We start from the raw sequence: 17,044 nt of genomic DNA on the forward strand, positions 1-17,044 counted from the left end.
ACACCCGCACCGCCCGCGCCATTCCGGGGTGCGGGCGGCGTCACAGGCGGCACGATGACCCGGTGACCTCCCTGACCGACGCCGTCGAGGGCTGGGCGCCGGGCCCGCTGACCGGCACCGAGGTGGTCGCGCCCGGGCCGGCGGCCGCCTTCGCCGCGCTGCTGGACCAGCCCGCTCCCCCGCTGCGCGACGGCGACCCGCTGCCGCCGGGCTGGCACCTGTTCACCTTCCTCGACCGCCCGGCCACCGCCGACCTCGGCGAGGACGGCCACCCGCGCTCCGGGCACTTCCTCCCGCCGCTGGCGCACCGGCGCCGGATGATCGCCGGCGGGCGGCTGCAGGTCACCGCGCCGCTGCGGGTCGGGTCGGTGGTCGAGCGGACGTCGTCGCTGGCCCGCTGCGAGGTCAAGGCCGGCCGGAGCGGGGAGATGCTGCTGGTCACCGTGCGCAGCGAGTACCGCGAGGACGGCGCGCTGCTGGTCACCGAGGAGCAGGACGTCGTCTACCGGTCGCAGGAGGCCGGTTCCTCACCGGCGCCGGCGGGGGCGGGCACGCCGGGCCTGCCCGACGGGCCGGGGGTGGCGGTCCTGCCCGACGCGGCGCTGCTCTTCCGGTTCAGCGCGCTGACCTACAACGCCCACCGCATCCACTACGACCAGCCCTACGCGACGCAGGTGGAGGGCCACCCCGGCCTGGTCGTGCACGGGCCGCTGCTGGCGCTGCTACTGCTCGAGGTGCCGCGCCGGCACGCGCCGGACCGGTCCGTCACGTCGTTCGCGCACCGGCTGGTCCGCCCGGCGTACGCGGGGACGCCGGTGCGGGCGACCGGCCGGTTCGACGGCGACCGGGTCGAGCTGTCGGCCGCGGCGACCGGCGCACCGGCGTCGGCCACCGGCACCGCGACGCTGGGGGCGCCGGCGTGACCGCGCTCAGCGCGGAGGAGCGCGACGTCGTCGCCACCGTGCGGACGTTCGTCGACCGCGAGGTGCGGCCGGTGGTGCGCGAGCTCGAGCACGCCGACACCTACCCCGAGGCGCTGATCGAGCGGATGAAGCAGCTCGGCGTCTTCGGCCTGGCGATCCCGGAGCCGTGGGGCGAGGCGCCGGTGTCGATGCCCTGCTACGCGCTGGTCACCGCCGAGCTCGCCCGGGGGTGGATGTCGCTGGCGGGGGCGATGGGCGGGCACACCGTCGTCGCCAAGCTGCTGGTCGCCTTCGGCACCCGCGAACAGCAGGACCGCTGGCTGCCGCGCATGGCGACCGGTGAGGTGCGGGCGACGATGGCGCTGACCGAGCCCGGCGGCGGGTCGGACCTGCAGGCGATGACCACCGTGGCCCGGCGGGACGGCGACGGGGGCGGGAACGGTTGGGTCGTCGACGGCGCGAAGACGTGGATCACCAACTCGCGGCGGTCGCAGCTGATCGCGCTGCTGTGCAAGACCGACCCGGCGGCGCAGCCGCGGCACCGCGGGGTGTCGGTGCTGCTGGTCGAGCACGGGCCCGGGCTGACCGTCTCGCGGGACCTGCCCAAGCTCGGCTACAAGGGCGTGGAGAGCTGCGAGCTCGTCTTCGACGGGTACCGGGCGCCGGGCGACGCCGTCCTGGGCGGGGTGGAGGGCCGCGGGTTCGCGCAGATGATGACCGGCCTGGAGACCGGCCGCATCCAGGTGGCGGCGCGTGCGGTGGGCGTCGCCCAGGCCGCCTTCGACGACGCGCTGCGCTACGCCCAGCAGCGGGAGAGCTTCGGCCGGCCGATCTGGCAGCACCAGTCGGTGGGCAACCTGCTCGCCGACATGGCCACCTCGCTGACCGCCGCCCGCCAGCTCGTGCTGCACGCCGCCGAGCGGTACGAGAGCGGGCAGCGGTGCGACCTGGAGGCCGGCATGGCGAAGCTGTATGCCTCGGAGACGGCGATGCGCATCGCGCTGGACGCCATCCGGGTGCACGGCGGCCACGGCTACTCCACCGAGTTCGACGTGGAGCGCTACTTCCGCGACGCCCCGCTGATGATCGTCGGCGAGGGCACCAACGAGATCCAGCGCGACGTCATCGCCCGCCAGCTGGTGGCCCGCGGCGGCCTCGACTGAACCGGCGCGGATGAGCCGGGCGTGGGCCGGCGCGTTCCCGCGGGAACGTCCCGGCTCGCTGACCAGCGGTTCTGTCGGCGTCTTCCTCTACCGTGTCGAACACGTGTTCGAGGAGGACGTCGATGGACCAGGACCCCGAGCTGTCGCTCGACGAGCTCGCCCAGCGCATCACCGGCACCGCCGTCCGGCTGGCCGCCGCGACGGCGGAGTGGCTCGCGCTCATCGCGGAGTTCGACCGCCGCGAGGGCTGGGGCGGCGCCGGTCTGCGGTCGTGCGCCCACTGGCTGGCCTGGCAGTGCGGCCTGTCCCCCGGCGCGGCCCGCGAGCACGTCCGCGTTGCCCGGGCCCTGGCCGGCCTGCCGCGCACCCGGCAGTCGTTCGCGGCCGGCCGGCTCTCCTACTCCAAGGTGCGGGCACTGACCCGCGTCGCCGAGGCCGACACCGAGGCCGCGCTGCTCGACCTCGCGCACGAGGCCACCGCCGCCCAGGTGGAACGGGTGGTCCGGGCCTGGCGCCGGTCGGACGCTCCAGATGCCGGGACGGTGCGCGAGAAGCGGCGGTTCGAGCACTGGTGGGACGACGACGGGATGCTGCACGTGCGCCTGTGCCTGGACGCCGAGGAGGGTGCGGCCTTCCTGGCCGGCGTCGACTCCCTCGCCGAGCGCGACGCCCGCCGCGAGCGGGCCGCCGCCCGGCGGGAGGGTGATCCCGGGCGCGAGGGCGACCCCGGGCGCGAGGGCGACGGCCCGGCCGGCGGGGTCGACGAGGTGGCCCTCGCCCGCGAGCGGACGGCAGCGCGGCGGTGCGCCGCGGTCGCCCGGCTGGCCGCCGCGGCTCCCGAGGCCGACCGCCGGGCCGGGGACCCGCCCCGCCGCGAGATCGTGGTGCACGTCGACGCGGCGGTGGTCGCCGACGACGCCGCCGCCGGCCGGGCCCACCTGGAGGGCGGGCCGCCGCTGCACGGCAGCCAGGTGCGGCGGATGCTGTGCGAGGCCACGGTCGTGACCATGCTGTCGCGCGGCCGTGAGCCACTCGCCGTGGGTCGGGCCCGACGGCTGGCCACCCGGTCGCAACGACGGGCTCTGTGGCGCCGGGACGGCGGGTGCGCGCGGCCCGAGTGCCCGGAGACGCGCATCGAGCGGCTGCACGCCCACCACCTGCGGCACTGGGTGTTCGGCGGCGCCACCGACCTGGACAACCTGGTGCTGCTCTGCGACGCCGACCACGGCCTGGCGCACGACCTCGACCTGGTCATGACGCGGTGCGCGGGCGAGCTCGTCGCCGTCACCCCCGACGGCCGGCGGGTGTGGGGCCCGGCCGACGCCGCGTTCGCGGCCGGCCTCGGGGAGCCGGGGGCCGGGAGGACACCGGCCGGGGCGCCGGGCCGTGCGACGCCGGTCACCCGGCTGCCCCTCCCCGACGGGACGCCCGGCCTGCCCGACACCCTCGGCGTCGGCGGAGAACGGATGGACCTCGGCTACGTCGTGAGCGTCCTGCTCGGCAACCGCGACCTGGAGCGCCGGATCCGCGCCGAGAGCGCCGGCGAGCCGACCGCCGCGGCCTGAGCCCGGCGGAGCCGGGCCCGGCGGGGCCCGAGCCCGGGACGTTCCCGCGGGAACGCCACCGGACCCTCCCGGCCGCGGTGGGCCGGGAGGGTCCGGGCGAGGCGGACGGTCAGGCGACCGCCCGCCGGGAGGTGACGACCGCACCGGCGACCAGGCTGACGACGACCCACCCGGTCAGCACCAGCACCTGCGTGGTGCCGCCGTGCCCGAGCGCGAGGCCGAGGACGGCGTCGGCCGGGTCGAGCTTCTCGGCGATGCCCGGCTGGGCCAGCCGCAGGACCGGCATGACGCCCAGGACGGTCAGGTAGAGGCCGGTCAGCGCCGCGGGCGAGTTCGCGACGGCGGCACCGACGCCGGCACCGATCACCGCGAAGGCCGCACCGGCCGCGGCCACGACCCCGAGGGCCTGCGGGACGCCGTCCCAGGCCAGGTCCCCGACGGGAGCCACCGCCAGCACGCCGGCCGTCGCCGCGGCCGAGACGGCGGCCAGGACCCCACCGAGGAGGGCCACGGCGACCGCCTTGGCGGCCAGCACGCGCCCGCGCTGGGGGACCACGAGGAACGTCGTCTGCACGGTCCGGTGGGTCCACTCGCCGGCGGTCGACAGCACCCCCACGGCCAGCAGCACGAGCACGGTGACCAGGCCGAGGGCGCCGATCGGCCCGGCGGCCGAGCCGAGGTCGTCGTCGCTGGTCATGGCCATGACGGCGGCGGCGCCGGGGGCGAGGAACGCCGACACCAGAGCCAGCGTCTTCCCCGAGCGGGTGGACAGGGACTTGCGGACCTCGATGCCGACGAGGGTGGCGGCCGACGGGCCCCGGGACCGCACGGCCTGGCGGGTGGGAACAGCGGCGGGGGTGGTCAGGGAGGTGGTCACGACGGTCTCCTCGGGAGGGAGTAGTGGGGCGGTCAGGCGGTGAGCTGGAAGAAGACGTCCTCGATGCCACGGCTGGCCGGGCGCAGGTCGCTGAGCGCCAGCCCGGCCGCGGCGGCGACCGCGCCCACGGCACCCGGCTCGGCGCCGGGCACGGTCAGCCGGCCGTCGGCACCGTGCTGCACGGGAAAGCCGGCGGCCTCCAGCGCGCGGGTCAGCGCGGCCGGGTCGGCGGCGCGGACGGCGGTGCCCTCGTCGCCGAGCAGCTCGGCCACCAGGCCGTCGGCCACGATGCGCCCGGCGCCGATGACCAGCAGCCGGTCGACGGTGTGCTCGACCTCGCCGAGCAGGTGGGACGACAGCAGCACCGTCCCGCCGCGGGCGGCGTGCCCGCGCAGCAGGTCCCGCATCCACCGGATGCCCTCGGGGTCCAGGCCGTTGGCCGGCTCGTCGAAGACCAGCACCGGCGGGTCGGCCAGCAGCGCCCCGGCGATGCCCAGCCGCTGGCGCATGCCCAGCGAGTAGCCGCCGATCCGCCGCCGCGCGGCCCCGGACAGCCCGACGGTCTCCAGCACCTCGTCGACCCGCGCCCCGGGAACCCCGATCGCGGCGGCGAGCAGCTGGAGGTGGACCCGCCCCGTCCGGCCGGGGTGCACGGCCGAGGCGTCGAGCAGCGTCCCGACGACGGCGCCGGGGTTGGGCAGCTCGGCGTAGCGCCGGCCGTCGACCAGCGCGGTGCCCGAGGTCGCCGGCACCAGGCCGGTCATCATCCGCATCGTCGTGCTCTTGCCGGCCCCGTTGGGTCCGAGGAAGCCGGTCACCGTGCCCGGCTCGAGGACGAAGGACACGTCGTCGACGACGGTCCGGGAGCCGTACTGCTTGGTCAGCCCGCTGACCTCGATCATGGGGACCTCCTCGGTCGCCGACCGGCCCGTCCGGTCACGACGACGAGACTGGCCGGGAGCGGGGGTGCGCCGCGTCGGCCGCGGGGCTCGACCCGCAGCGCCGGGAGTCGCGCGCCGTGTCGTCCGAACGGTGACCCCGGCAGCGACCGACGGACGACCCGCCGGGGCGGCGCGGCGTCCTACGCTCCGCGCCATGGGGCTGCGCGCACGGCTGTGGCCGGGCCTCGGACCCCGCAGCGTCGGGTTCGAGGTGGTTCTCGCGCTGCTCGGCACCGTCGCCGTCGGGCTGTCCGCCGCGGCACCGGGCAACGGCCCGCTGGCCCTCGTCGTCCCCGGCACCGTGCTGCTCGTCGGCACGCTGGCGCTGCTGCGCCGGTCGGCCCCACTGGTCCCCTTCGCGGTCGGCGCGGTCCTGGCGGCGCTGACCCCCGCGGTCACCGTGGCGACCCTGTTCACCGCCTACGCGGTCGGCCGCTACGAGGGCCGCTGGCCGCTGCGCACCGCGGCGGCGGTCGCGGGCGTCGTCGCCGTCGCCCAGCCGTGGACGCTCGGCACGGCGAGCGAGTGGGTCGGCGCGGCCGGCGGCGCGGTGCTCACCGTGCTGCTGCCCGGTGCGCTGGGCGCCTGGGCCCGGACGCGGGCCGAGCTCGTCGCGGCGCTCACCGGCCGGGCGGAGCGGGCCGAGGCCGAGCGCGAACTGCTGGCCCGCGAGGCGGTGCTCACCGAGCGCACGCGGATCGCCCGCGAGATGCACGACGCCGTCGGGCACCGGGTGAGCCTCATGGTGCTGCAGGCCGGGGCGATCGAGGTGGCCGCGCAGGACCCCGGGCGGGTGGAGCAGCTGGCCGGCCAGGTGCAGGCGGCCGGGCGGCAGGCACTGGAGGAGCTGCGGCAGATGGTCGGCGTGCTGCGCGCGGAGGAGGTCGACGAGTCCGCGCCGCTGGGTCCGCAGCCGGGGCTGGCCGACCTGCCCCGGCTGGTCGAGGCGGCCCGCGCCGCCGGGATGACGGTGGCCTGGACCGGGCCCGCGGAGGGGAGCGCGCCGGTCGACCCTGCGGTCGGGCGGGCGGCCTACCGCATCGTGCAGGAGGCGCTGACCAACGCGGGCCGGCACGCCCCGGGCGCTCCGGTCGAGGTGGGCGTCGAGCGGGCGCCGGCCGAGCTGCGCGTCCGGGTGCGCAACGGGCCACCGGCCCGCGCCGTGCAGGCGGTGCCCGGCGGCGGCTTCGGGCTGGTCGGCCTCGCCGAGCGGGTGCGCACGCTCGGCGGCCGGCTGCGGGCCGAGCCGCGCCTCGACGGCGGCTTCGGCGTCGAGGCGGTGATCCCGGCGTGAGCGGGCAGCCCGACGCCCGGCGGATCCGGGTGCTGCTGGTCGACGACGAGGAGCTGGTCCGCTTCGGCCTGCGCACCGTGCTCGAGGCGGCCGGGGACGTCGATGTCGTCGGCGAGGCCGGCGACGGTGCCGCGGCCGTGGCCGCCGCCCGGGAGCTGCGCCCCGACGTCGTCCTCACCGACATCCGCATGCCGGGGATGGACGGGCTCGCCGCCACCCGGGCGATCCTCGCGCTGCCCGACCCGCCGCAGGTGGCGGTCCTGACCACCTTCCACGTGGACGAGTACGTCTACGCGGCGCTGGCCGCCGGCGCGGCCGGCTTCCTGCTCAAGGACACCCCGCCGCGGGAGATCGCCGCCGCCGTCCGCGCGGTGGCCGACGGGACGGCGACCCTCTCCCCCGCCGTCACCGCCACCCTCATCGCCTCCTACGTCGACCGGCGCGCCGCACCCCGCCGGGCCGAGGCGCTGCGGCGGGTGGCCGCCCTGTCCGACCGCGAGCGCGAGGTGCTGACCCTCCTGGGCAGCGGGGAGTCCAACGCCGACCTCGCCCGGCGGCTGTTCGTCAGCGAGGCGACGGTGAAGACCTACGTCTCGCGGCTGCTCACCAAGCTCGACCTGGCCAACCGCACGCAGGCCGCGATCCTCGCCCACGAGGCCGGCCTGCTCGAGGGCTGAGCCGGCGGCTCAGCGCGACAGCAGGCGGCGCGTCTGCCGGGCCCGCGCGACCAGCGAGCCGTCCTCGGCGCGCAGCTCGGCGTCGTCCACGGCCACGTCCTCGTCGACCCAGGTGGTGACCTGGTCGACCAGCACCCACGCGCCGGCGGCCGGCGGCGGGCCGGCCAGGTGGGCGGTGAGCTCGACGGTCGGCACGGCGAGAGGCGTGGTGCGGACGGCGAACAGCGACGGCGGGAGCGCGTCGAGCAGCACGCCGAGCCCGACCAGCGGCTCGAGGTCGCCGTCGACGCGCACCCACGCGGTCAGCCGCGGCTCGTCGCCGCCGGCCAGCGGCCGCGTCGTGCCCAGCGCGCGGACCGACAGGTGCTCGGCGAAGGGCACCAGGTCCCGCGGCAGCGCGAACGGCACCCCGTCGCCGACCGCGGGGACCGGATCGGGCGGGGCCGGCCGCACCGGGCGGGCCAGCGTCAGCACCTGCGCGACGGCGGTGACCCGGCCGCCCTGCTCCAGCGTGGCGCGCACGCTGCCGGTGGTCCCGGTGCGGTCGGCGGCGGTCTCCACCCGCGCCTCGGCCGAGGGCTCGACCCCGGCGAGCAGGTGCGCGGTGACCGCCCGCGGGGCGGCCCCGGCCCGGTCGGCCGCCGCGGCCAGCAGGTGCCCGACCACCAGGCCGCCCTGCACGTGGGTGAACGACCGCCAGCTCGGGTCGAACGTCAGCACGCGCGCGGGCGCCGGACGGGTGGTGGTGTCGGGAAGGGCGGCCAGGCTCACGGTTCCTCCGCAGGACCCGGCCGGACGGTCCGGCCGGGGCCGGGAGCGACCCTACGCCTCTCGGTACGAGAATCCAACCGACTCAGCCGTCGTCCAGGGCGAAGGAGCCGGTGGCGACCTCCCCGACGCGCCGGTGCGCCGTCATCACCGCGCCGGTCGAGGTGGTCACCGAGGAGACCGTCTCCCAGGTGCGCGGGGCGGCCCCGCCGGCGAACAGCCGCCTGCCCTGCCCCAGGACGACGGGGAAGACGATCGTGCGCAGCTCGTCGACGAAGTCCTCGGCCAGCAGGGTCTGCACCAGCCCGATGGAGCCGTGCACCTGCAGCTCCCCGCCGTCGGCGGCCGTGAGCGCGCGGACCGCGGCCACCACGTCGCCGTCGAGCAGCCGGGCGGTGGACCACTCCAGCGAGGTCAGCGTCCGGGACGCGACGTGCTTGGTCCTCGTCTGCAGCGCCGCCGCGACCGGGTCGCCGGTGGCGTCCACGTGCGGCCAGTGCGCCGCGAAGATCTCGTAGGTCCGGCGGCCGAGGAGGAAGTCCTCGGCCGGCCGGAACCAGGCGTCCATCTGCTCCCCCATCGCCTCGTCGGCGAAGGGCACCAGCCAGCCGCCGAACGGGAAGCCGCCGGAGGGGTCCTCCTGCGGGCCGCCGGGAGCCTGGGCGACCCCGTCGAGGGTCAGGAACGTGGTGACGACGAGCGGGCGCACGGTGCTCTCCTCCGGGCCGGGGGCGGTGTCGGGGTGCAGACGCCGGCCGCGGCCGCGACTCATCGGTCCGGGTGAGACCCGGGCGGGCCGCTGCAGCCGTGCCCGGCCGGTGTCGATGGGGAGGTGTCACCCCCCTCCGGACGAGGAGCACCCGCATGGCCCGCACGCGCACGGACGCCGAGCAGCAGGTCGCGGACCTGCTGCGGACGGCGAGGAAGTCGCTGCACATGCCGGTGGCGTTCCTGACCCGGATGGACGGGACGACCCAGCACCTCGAGGTGGTCGACACCCGGGTGCCGCTGCTGGTGCAGGAGGGCGCCGCGGTCGCCCAGGAGACCTCGTTCTGCCAGGCGATCCTGGACGGCCGGCTGCCCGCGGTCATCGACGACGTGAAGCGGTACCCGCTGGCGATGTCGCTGCCCTCGGCGCGCATCCCGCGCATCCGCAGCTACGTCTCGACGCCGGTCACGCTGTCCGACGGCAGCCTCTACGGCACCTTCTGCGCGTTCGGGTTCACCTCCGACAAGGAGCTCACCACCCGCGACGAGGCGCTGATGAGGGTCCTCGCCTCGGCCGCCTCGGTGGTCATCGAGCCGGAGATCCGCGAGCGGCAGCGCCGCGACGACATCGACGGCCGCCTCGGCCCGCTGGTGGCCGCCGGCGGCCCGAACGTCGTCCTGCAGCCGATCGTCGACCTGGTCACCGGCCACCGGGTCGGGGCCGAGGCGCTCAGCCGCTTCCCGCGCGAGTGGGACAAGGGCCCCGACGTCGTCTTCGAGGAGGCGCACAGCATCGGCCGCGGCCACGAGGTCGAGCTGCTGGCGCTCCGGGGCGCGGCCGCGCACCTGGACCGGGTCGGCGGCTACGTGGCCATGAACGTCTCCCCGCAGACCCTGCTGACCCCGGCGTTCACCGCGCTGCTGGATGAGCTGCCCCTCGACCGCGTCCTGCTGGAGCTCTCCGAGCACGACCCGGTCGAGGACTACGACGCGCTCACCCGCGCGCTGCTGCCCTTCCGGGCGGCCGGGATGCGGCTGGCCATCGACGACGTCGGCGCCGGCTTCTCCTCGCTGCGGCACATCGTCGTGACCGACCCCGACGTCATCAAGGTGGACCGCAGCATCGTCAGCGGCCTGGACACCGACCCCGTGCTCGCCCGGCTGGTCGGGTCGCTGGTGACCTTCGGGCACGGCTGCGGGGTCACGGTGGTCGCCGAGGGCATCGAGACCGCGGAGGAGGCCGCCGCGCTGCGGGACCTGGGCGTCGACCTCGGCCAGGGCTGGTACTTCGGCCGCCCGGGGCCGCCGGAGGCGCTGGCCCCCGTCGCGCCGGCGCTCGTCGAGTCCCGGCCGGCCTGAGGCGCCGGGTGCCGTCGGTGCGCGGCGCTAGCGTGCGGCCATGAGCCGGACGGCGTCCCCCCGCGACGTGCTGGCGTACCGCGTCGCCGTCCAGCAGCTCGACCGCGAGGCCGGCACCGTCGCCGACACCGCGGTGCTCGACCTCGGCGTGCAGGACACCGGTCCCGACGGCGGGTCGTGGGCGCTGGCGGTCCGCGGGGTCGACGTCGCGGCGGTGGACCCGGCCGAGCTCGCGCTCGTCTGGACGCTGCGCGGCGCCCCGCACCTGTACCGGCGCGCCGACCTGCCCGCCGTCGCCGCGGCGACCGCGCCGTTCTCCGAGGCCGACGCGGCCAAGCGGGTCTTCGACGCGGCCCGGCCGCTCACCGCGGCGGGCATCCCGGTGCTCACCGCGCTGGACACCATCGCCGGGCGGATGCGGGAGATCGTCACCGCGCCGACGGTCAAGGGCGAGATGTCGCGCCGGCTCTCCGACGCCCTCGCCGACGCCGACGGGCCCGGCCCGTACAACCGGTGGTGCCGCCCGTGCGGGGCGGTGCACCTCTACGAGCAGCCGTTCCGCCTCGCCGCGCTGCGGGCGGGCCTGGAGCTGCAGCCGGGCACCTCGCCCCCGGTGCTGCAGCCGGTGCCCGGGTTCGCGCCGGCCGACGGGGTCCCGGACCGCCTCGACGTCGTCCGCGCGTACCTGCACCTGCTCGGCCCGGCCACCCGCCAGCACGTGGCCGGCTACCTCGACGCGCCGGTCAGGGAGGTCACCGCCCACTGGCCCGACGACGCCGTCGAGGTCGAGGTGGACGGGCAGCGGCGCTGGTTGCTCGCCGCCGACGCCGACCGGCTGGGCGCGGGACCGGCCCGCGGCACCCGGCTGCTCGGCCCCTTCGACCTGTTCCTGCAGGGCCGTGACCGCGAGACCCTGGTCGCCGACCCCGCGCACCGCAGGGCCCTCTGGCCGGTGCTCGGCCGCCCGGGCGCGGTGCTGGCCGACGGGGAGGTCGTGGGGGCGTGGCGGGCGCGCAAGGCCGGGTCGTCGCTGACCGTCGCCGTCGAGCCGTGGCGCCCGGTGACCGCCGCCCTCCGGGACGCCGTCGGCGAGCAGGCCGAGCGGCTGGCCGCCGCCCGCGGTGCCCGGCTCAGGGCCGTCGAGGTCGCCTGAGCGGTCCGCCCGCACCGGCCGTCCACCGGTCGGCGGACCCGCCGGCGGCCTCCGGGCTGCCACGATGGGCGCCATGACGGAACCGGTCCGCACCGCAGACCTCCGGGTGTCCGACGTCGAGCGGCGGGCGGTGCAGGACCGGCTGCACCGGGCGGTCGGCGCCGGCCAGCTCGACCTGCACGAGTTCGACGAGCGGCTGCAGACGGTGTGGGCGGCGCGCACCCGCGGCGAGCTGCAGCAGGTGACCCGCGACCTGCCCGAGCCCCCGCCCCCGCCGCCGCCGGCACCGCGGCACCGGGTGTTCTCCGGCACGCCCGGCGGCACCGCGATGCGGGTGCTGGCCACGGTGTGGGCCGGCGTGGTCGCGGTCAACGTCGTCGTCTGGCTGCTGGTGTCGCTGGGCAACGGCGGGCCGGTCTACCCGTGGTTCACCTGGCTGGCGCCGTCGGGCGCGGTGCTCGCCGTCCTCTACGCCACCGGGATCGGCCGCCCCCGCCGTTAGTGCAGTCCTTCCTCAACGCTCCGAGCGGCGGCGGCGCCGCGTCTTCGCCCCGTACATCGCCCGGTCGGCGCGGGCCACGACGTCGTCGGGCGCGTCCCCCGGCCGGCCGACGGCGCCGCCGACGCTCATGCCGACCCGCAGCGGGCCGGCCACCGTGGGCACCGGGGAGGCCACCTGCTCGGACACCAGCGCGGCGAGCTCGCCGACGTCGGTCTCGTCGCAGCGGGGGGAGAGCAGCACGAACTCGTCGCCCCCGAACCGGGCGACGACGTCGGCCGGCCCGGCCGCCGCCCGGAGCCGGGCCGCGACCTCGACCAGCACCGTGTCGCCGACGCCGTGCCCGTGCACGTCGTTGACCCCCTTGAAGCCGTCGAGGTCGCAGAAGAGCACGCCGCAGGGGTCCGCCGACCCCGGGTCCAGCCGCCGGGTGAGCTCCTCGAAGAAGGTGTGCCGGTTGGCGATGCCGGTGAGCCGGTCGGTGCAGGCGCGCTGGGCGAGCTGCTCCTCCCGGCGCCGCTGCTCGGTGACGTCGACGCCGACGCAGGCCACCGCGAAGGGCCGGCCGTCGGGGGCGTGCAGCACGTTGTTGCGCATGGACACCAGCCGGCGGGTGCCCTCGCCGGTCAGCCAGTCGCCCTCCTGCGGGTACGCCCGCCCGGTCGCCAGCGCCCGCTCGAGCGCGTCGCGGGCGAGTTCCCGGTGCTCGGGGACCACCCACACGTCCCAGAACCGCCGGCCCAGCAGCCGGTCGGCGGAGCACCCGGTGAACCGCTGCAGCGCCGGGTTGGCCAGCAGGATCCGCCCGTCGGCGCCCACGACCGTGACGAGGGCGTCGGTGCCCTCGACGAACGCCTGCGCCAGTCGGTCGTCCACTCAGTCCGGCACGCCGCGCTCACCGCCGCGCGCCCCGGCCCGGTCGCCGGCCCCCTCGTCGCCCACGTCGGCCCCTCCCCCGTCGTGACTCCTCGACACCGCGATGAGATCACGGTCACCGCTCCACGTCGATCGTCGGCGTTCGGTTCCCGGAGGCCCGGTGGAGCGGGGTGCGGCGCGGCTCTTCCGGAGCCGGATGTCTCAGCACTAAGGTATCCGGGCATGGCAGCGGCGCGCCGGGTCCGGATCGGCATCGACACCGGGGGCACGTTCACCGACGTGGTCGCCGTCGACGAGGAGACCGGGGCGACGACGACCACGAAGACGCCGTCGACCCCGGCCGACCCCGCCGAGGGCTTCCTCACCGGCGTCCGCAAGGTCCTCGGCCTGCTCGGCCTCGACGGCAGCGCGGTCACCGCGGTCAGCCACGGCACGACCGTGGCCACCAACCAGCTGCTCGAGGGCAGGCTCGACCGGATCGGCTTCGTCACCACCGAGGGCTACGAGTCCGTGCTGGAGATCGCCCGGCAGTCGGTGCCCGACGGCTACGGCAACAGCTACTTCTGGGTCAAGCCGCCGCGGATCGTCCCCGCCGACCTCGTGCGCACCGTCCGCGGCCGGCTCGACCACACCGGCGCCGAGGTGCGCCCCTTCGACCGCGACGACGCCGTCGCCGCCGCCCGCTTCTTCCGTGACGCCGGCATCACCACGATCGGCGTCTGCTTCCTGCACGCCTACGCCGACGACGGCCACGAGCGGGCGATGCTGGAGGTGCTGCGCGAGGAGCACCCCGACGCCGTCGTGTCGATCAGCTCGGAGGTGCTGCGCGAGTACCGCGAGTACGAGCGGTCGGTGACCACGCTGGTCGACGCCGCGGTCAAGCCGCGGGTGGGGGCCTACGTCACCAACATCCGCACCCGCCTCGACGAGATCGCCCCCGGCGTGCCCTTCTACGTGATGAAGAGCAACGGCGGCGTGCTGTCGGCGGCCGAGGTGGTGCACCAGCCGATCACCACGATGCTCTCGGGCCCCGCCGCCGGGGCGCTCGGGGCCGCGCTCATCGCCGGGACGGCCGGCTTCGACCGGGTGCTGACCTGCGACGGCGGCGGCACCTCCACCGACGTCACCGTCGTCGTCGACGGCGAGCCGGCCCTGACCACCGAGGGCTCGGTCGGCGACTACCCGTCGAAGATCCCGATGATCGACGTCGTCACCGTGGGCGCCGGCGGCGGCTCGATCGCGTGGCTGTCGCCCGAGGGCACGCTCAAGGTGGGCCCGAGGTCGGCCGGGGCCGACCCCGGCCCGATGTGCTACCCCGCAGGCGGCGACCAGCCGACCGTCACCGACGCGCACGTCGTGCTCGGCCGGATCCCCCCGCACCTGCTCGGCGGGGAGATCCCGCTGTCGGTCGACGCCGCCCGGGCCGGGCTGGAGGAGCTCGGCGGGAAGCTGGGGCTGTCGCTGGAGCGCACGGCGCTCGGCATCCTGGAGATCTCGGCGTGGAACCAGGCCAACGCGCTGCGCCAGGTGACCGTGGCCCGCGGCCTGGACGTCCGCGACTTCACCCTCACCACCTTCGGCGGCTCCGGGTCCCTGCTGGCCTGCCGGCTGATGGACGTCCTCGGCCTGCCGCGGACGCTGGTGCCGCCGAACCCCGGCAACGTCAGCGCGTTCGGGCTGCTCACCGTCGACGTCCGCAACGACCACGTGCAGACGGCGATCAGCCGGCACGCCGACCTCGACCTCGACCGGGTCCGCGCGCTGTTCGCCGGCCTGGAGGACCGCGCCCGGGAGTCGCTGGACGGCGAGGGCTTCGGCCGCGGCGAGCAGCGGGTGCAGCGCACCGCCGACCTGCGCTACGTCGGCCAGGCCTTCGAGGTGCGGGTGCCCGTGCCCGACGGCGACCTCGACGCCGCCGCGGCCGAGGCGGTGGCGCAGGCCTTCCACGCCGCCCACCGGCAGCTCTACGGCTACGACTTCGCCGCCGACCCGCGCCAGGCCGTCGAGTGGGTGAACCTGCGCGTCACCGGCATCGGCCCGATCCGCCGTCCCGACCTGCCCGAGCTCCCGCCCGCCGAGAGCGGCGTCGAGCGCGCCGTCACCGGCTCGCGGCCGGTCCTCTTCGGCGACGACGGGACCGGCGACGGGGCCGGCGGCTGGGCCGACACCCCCACCTACGACCGCACCCGGCTGGCCCCCGGCGACGTCGTCGCCGGCCCGGCGGTGGTGGAGGAGTTCGGCTCGACCGTGCCGGTGCACCCCGGCTTCACCGCCACCGTCGACCGGTTCGGCAACCTGCTGCTGGAGAAGGAGTCCGCGCGATGAGCCTCACCGACGGCACCGCCGCCGACCCGGTGCTCGTGGAGATCGTCGCGGGCACGCTCGCGGCGATCGAGCGGGAGGTCGAGACGGCGATCGGCCGGACCTCGCGCTCGCCGATGATCCGCGATGCGCACGACTTCCGCGCCGGCATCCACGACCGGCAGCTGCGCAAGCTCACCGGCCGCTCCTACTCGGCGCTGGTGCACCCGGTGGTGCGCGACTACCCGATCGACACCATGCGCCCCGGCGACGTGTTCTTCCACAACGACGTCTACCTCTCCGAGGGCGGGATCGGGCACCTGCCCGACCTGTGCGTGACCGTGCCGGTGTTCGCGCACGCCGACGGCGAGGAGCGCGTCGTCGCCTTCGTGCAGGCCTTCGGCCACCACGACGACATCGGCGGCGCGGTGCCCGGGTCGATGCCGAGCGCGGCGACCAGCGTGTACGAGGAGGGCCTGATGGTCCCCCCGATCAGACTGTGGGACCGCGGCGTGCCCAACGAGAGCGCGCTGAAGATCATGACCCGCAACTCGCGGATGCCCGACTCGCTGGCCGCCGACCTCGACGCCGAGTGCTCGGCCTGCCTGGCCGGCGCCCGGCGGCTGGGCGAGCTGTTCGACCGCTACGGCGTGGCCGCCGTCGAGGCCTGCTTCGACGCGATCCTGGCCAACTCCACCGAGGTCTACCGGCGGGAGATCCTGTCCCGGATCCCCGACGGCACCTACGTCTGGGAGGACTACGCCGAGCACGACGGCGTCGAGGCGCCGCAGCTGCACCGGCAGCGGATCACGCTGACCATGGACTCCACCCGCGAGGTGCCGCTGGTGATCGACTTCACCGGCACCGGCCCGCAGGCCAAGGGCCCGATCAACCACTGCGGCGACTACGCCGACGGCAACTTCCTCAAGAAGTGGCTGGCGCCGATCCTGCGCAACCTCGCCGAGACGCCCGAGCGCATGGCCGAGCTCGACGTCAACGAGGGCGTGGTGCCGCTGATCGAGATGCGGTTCCCCGAGAAGGGCACGCTGCTCACCCCGGTCTTCCCCGCGCCGACCAACGCCCGCACCTTCGTCATCCTGCGGCTGCTCGGCGTGCTGGCCGGGGTGCTGGCCAAGGCCACCGGCGGCCGCATGCCCGCCGACCAGGAGACGATCCGCTACACCGGCGTCTACGGGACCGACCTCGACGGCCGCCCCTACCTCATGCGCGAGGTGCTCGGCGGCGGCTCCGGCGGGCGGTACTACGCCGACGGCGAGGACACCATCCACGTCGTCCCCGACTCGCGGAACCTGCCCACGGAGTTCACCGAGTCCCGGTTCCCGCTGCGGGTGGAGCGCCTCGGGCTGGCGCTGGACTCCGGCGGACCCGGTCGCCACCGCGGCGGCTGCGGCTACGAGAAGCACATCCGGGTGCTGCGCGACGCGCACTTCATGTCGATCGCCGACCGCTCGATCCTGTCCTGCTGGGGCGTCAACGGCGGGAAGGCGGGGCGGCCGTTCCAGGTCACCGTCGACCCCGGCGGCCCCGACGAGCGCGAGGTCGACGCCCTCGCCGACGCCGAGCCGCTGCCGGCCGGCACGGTCGTGCGCATCCGCACCACCGGCGGCGGCGGGTGGGGCGACCCGCTGGAGCGGCCGGTGGAGGAGGTGCTGCGCGACGTCGCCTGGCGCAAGGTCTCCGTCGGCGGCGCGCGCGAGGACTACGGCGTCGTCGTCCGCGACGACGGCACCGCCGACCTCGAGGCGACCGAGGCCCTGCGCGCGCAGGTGCGCGCGGCCCGCACCGGGGACGAGCCGTTCTTCGACCGCGGCCCGGGCTACGCGCTGCTGTCGGGCGGGGCGACGTCCAACGAGTTCGACGTCCTGTAGGTGCGCTCGTGCTCTGCCCCTCCACCGGGGGCAGAGCACGAGCGCCGACGG

At 76.5% G+C, this 17,044-nt stretch carries 15 protein-coding genes; 10 read left to right on the top strand and 5 right to left on the bottom strand.

The genetic code is table 11. From position 1 onward, the window contains the following. The first annotated feature begins 62 nt into the window (after nucleotides 1–62). From ACI8AD_RS16095 to ACI8AD_RS16105, 3 genes are all read left to right on the top strand, one after another. A complete protein-coding gene (locus ACI8AD_RS16095) occupies nucleotides 63–923 on the top strand; it encodes a hypothetical protein (protein WP_456871525.1) in 861 nt (286 codons plus the stop codon). Further along, nucleotides 920–2,086 (top strand): acyl-CoA dehydrogenase family protein, encoded by a 1,167-nt coding sequence (locus tag ACI8AD_RS16100; RefSeq protein WP_456871526.1) that lies wholly within the window; start codon nucleotides 920–922, stop codon nucleotides 2,084–2,086. Before ACI8AD_RS16095 ends, ACI8AD_RS16100 begins: the two co-directional genes overlap by 4 nt. 122 nt (nucleotides 2,087–2,208) lie before the next feature. Further along, nucleotides 2,209–3,651, top strand: coding sequence for a DUF222 domain-containing protein (locus ACI8AD_RS16105; RefSeq protein ID WP_456871527.1), 1,443 nt, complete (start codon nucleotides 2,209–2,211; stop codon nucleotides 3,649–3,651). Between the two features lie 109 nt (nucleotides 3,652–3,760). Here ACI8AD_RS16105 and ACI8AD_RS16110 read toward each other — a convergent pair whose 3' ends face one another. Beyond that, nucleotides 3,761–4,528: a hypothetical protein gene (locus tag ACI8AD_RS16110; RefSeq protein WP_456871528.1), complete on the bottom strand. Its 768-nt coding sequence runs from the start codon at nucleotides 4,526–4,528 to the stop codon at nucleotides 3,761–3,763. Between the two features lie 32 nt (nucleotides 4,529–4,560). After that, on the bottom strand, nucleotides 4,561–5,430 hold the full coding sequence (locus ACI8AD_RS16115) for an ABC transporter ATP-binding protein (RefSeq protein WP_456871529.1): 870 nt from the start codon (nucleotides 5,428–5,430) through the stop codon (nucleotides 4,561–4,563). 193 nt (nucleotides 5,431–5,623) lie between these two features. On the opposite strand from ACI8AD_RS16115, the gene ACI8AD_RS16120 reads away from it, so the two are divergent. Together ACI8AD_RS16120 and ACI8AD_RS16125 are read left to right on the top strand one after the other, a co-directional pair. Next, entirely contained in the window at nucleotides 5,624–6,763 is a 1,140-nt protein-coding gene (locus ACI8AD_RS16120; protein WP_456871530.1) for a sensor histidine kinase, read from the top strand. Then, nucleotides 6,760–7,440: a response regulator transcription factor gene (locus tag ACI8AD_RS16125; RefSeq protein ID WP_456871531.1), complete on the top strand. Its 681-nt coding sequence runs from the start codon at nucleotides 6,760–6,762 to the stop codon at nucleotides 7,438–7,440. The genes ACI8AD_RS16120 and ACI8AD_RS16125 overlap by 4 nt, the downstream gene beginning before the upstream one ends. 9 nt (nucleotides 7,441–7,449) lie before the next feature. Here ACI8AD_RS16125 and ACI8AD_RS16130 read toward each other — a convergent pair whose 3' ends face one another. Together ACI8AD_RS16130 and ACI8AD_RS16135 are read right to left on the bottom strand one after the other, a co-directional pair. Beyond that, complete coding sequence (locus ACI8AD_RS16130; RefSeq protein ID WP_456871532.1) at nucleotides 7,450–8,211, bottom strand: thioesterase family protein; 762 nt, start codon at nucleotides 8,209–8,211, stop codon at nucleotides 7,450–7,452. 82 nt (nucleotides 8,212–8,293) lie between these two features. After that, a complete protein-coding gene (locus ACI8AD_RS16135; protein ID WP_456871533.1) occupies nucleotides 8,294–8,917 on the bottom strand; it encodes a dihydrofolate reductase family protein in 624 nt (207 codons plus the stop codon). 155 nt (nucleotides 8,918–9,072) lie between these two features. Here ACI8AD_RS16135 and ACI8AD_RS16140 point away from each other — a divergent pair, with 155 nt between their 5' ends. The 3 genes from ACI8AD_RS16140 (at nucleotide 9,073) to ACI8AD_RS16150 (ending at nucleotide 11,930) form a co-directional block, all read left to right on the top strand. Further along, nucleotides 9,073–10,275, top strand: a complete 1,203-nt coding sequence (locus ACI8AD_RS16140; protein WP_456871534.1) for a sensor domain-containing phosphodiesterase — start codon at nucleotides 9,073–9,075, stop codon at nucleotides 10,273–10,275. Nucleotides 10,276–10,315: 40 nt separating this feature from the next. Continuing rightward, on the top strand, nucleotides 10,316–11,428 hold the full coding sequence (locus tag ACI8AD_RS16145) for a winged helix DNA-binding domain-containing protein (RefSeq protein WP_456871535.1): 1,113 nt from the start codon (nucleotides 10,316–10,318) through the stop codon (nucleotides 11,426–11,428). A 73-nt stretch (nucleotides 11,429–11,501) separates the two neighbouring features. Then, nucleotides 11,502–11,930: a DUF1707 SHOCT-like domain-containing protein gene (locus ACI8AD_RS16150; RefSeq protein ID WP_456871536.1), complete on the top strand. Its 429-nt coding sequence runs from the start codon at nucleotides 11,502–11,504 to the stop codon at nucleotides 11,928–11,930. Between the two features lie 12 nt (nucleotides 11,931–11,942). On the opposite strand, the gene ACI8AD_RS16155 is transcribed toward ACI8AD_RS16150, so the two are convergent. Next, nucleotides 11,943–12,803, bottom strand: coding sequence for a GGDEF domain-containing protein (locus ACI8AD_RS16155; protein ID WP_456871537.1), 861 nt, complete (start codon nucleotides 12,801–12,803; stop codon nucleotides 11,943–11,945). 222 nt (nucleotides 12,804–13,025) lie between these two features. Between ACI8AD_RS16155 and ACI8AD_RS16160 the strand changes: the two genes are divergently transcribed. Together ACI8AD_RS16160 and ACI8AD_RS16165 are read left to right on the top strand one after the other, a co-directional pair. Next, nucleotides 13,026–15,128, top strand: coding sequence for a hydantoinase/oxoprolinase family protein (locus tag ACI8AD_RS16160; protein WP_456871538.1), 2,103 nt, complete (start codon nucleotides 13,026–13,028; stop codon nucleotides 15,126–15,128). Further along, entirely contained in the window at nucleotides 15,125–16,993 is a 1,869-nt protein-coding gene (locus tag ACI8AD_RS16165; RefSeq protein WP_456871539.1) for a hydantoinase B/oxoprolinase family protein, read from the top strand. The genes ACI8AD_RS16160 and ACI8AD_RS16165 overlap by 4 nt, the downstream gene beginning before the upstream one ends. The last annotated feature ends 51 nt before the right edge of the window (nucleotides 16,994–17,044 follow it).

This window comes from Geodermatophilus sp. SYSU D00766 (assembly GCF_054049915.1).

Bases quoted from the DNA above. Each gene is read 5' to 3' on its own strand.
- ACI8AD_RS16140 (WP_456871534.1), top strand. From the start codon at position 9,073: ATGGCCCGCACGCGCACGGACGCCGAGCAGCAGGTCGCGGACCTGCTG.
- ACI8AD_RS16145 (WP_456871535.1), top strand. From the start codon at position 10,316: ATGAGCCGGACGGCGTCCCCCCGCGACGTGCTGGCGTACCGCGTCGCC.
- ACI8AD_RS16160 (WP_456871538.1), top strand. From the start codon at position 13,026: ATGGCAGCGGCGCGCCGGGTCCGGATCGGCATCGACACCGGGGGCACG.
- ACI8AD_RS16105 (WP_456871527.1), top strand. From the start codon at position 2,209: ATGGACCAGGACCCCGAGCTGTCGCTCGACGAGCTCGCCCAGCGCATC.
- ACI8AD_RS16120 (WP_456871530.1), top strand. From the start codon at position 5,624: ATGGGGCTGCGCGCACGGCTGTGGCCGGGCCTCGGACCCCGCAGCGTC.
- ACI8AD_RS16165 (WP_456871539.1), top strand. From the start codon at position 15,125: ATGAGCCTCACCGACGGCACCGCCGCCGACCCGGTGCTCGTGGAGATC.
- ACI8AD_RS16150 (WP_456871536.1), top strand. From the start codon at position 11,502: ATGACGGAACCGGTCCGCACCGCAGACCTCCGGGTGTCCGACGTCGAG.
- ACI8AD_RS16115 (WP_456871529.1), bottom strand. From the start codon at position 5,430: ATGATCGAGGTCAGCGGGCTGACCAAGCAGTACGGCTCCCGGACCGTC.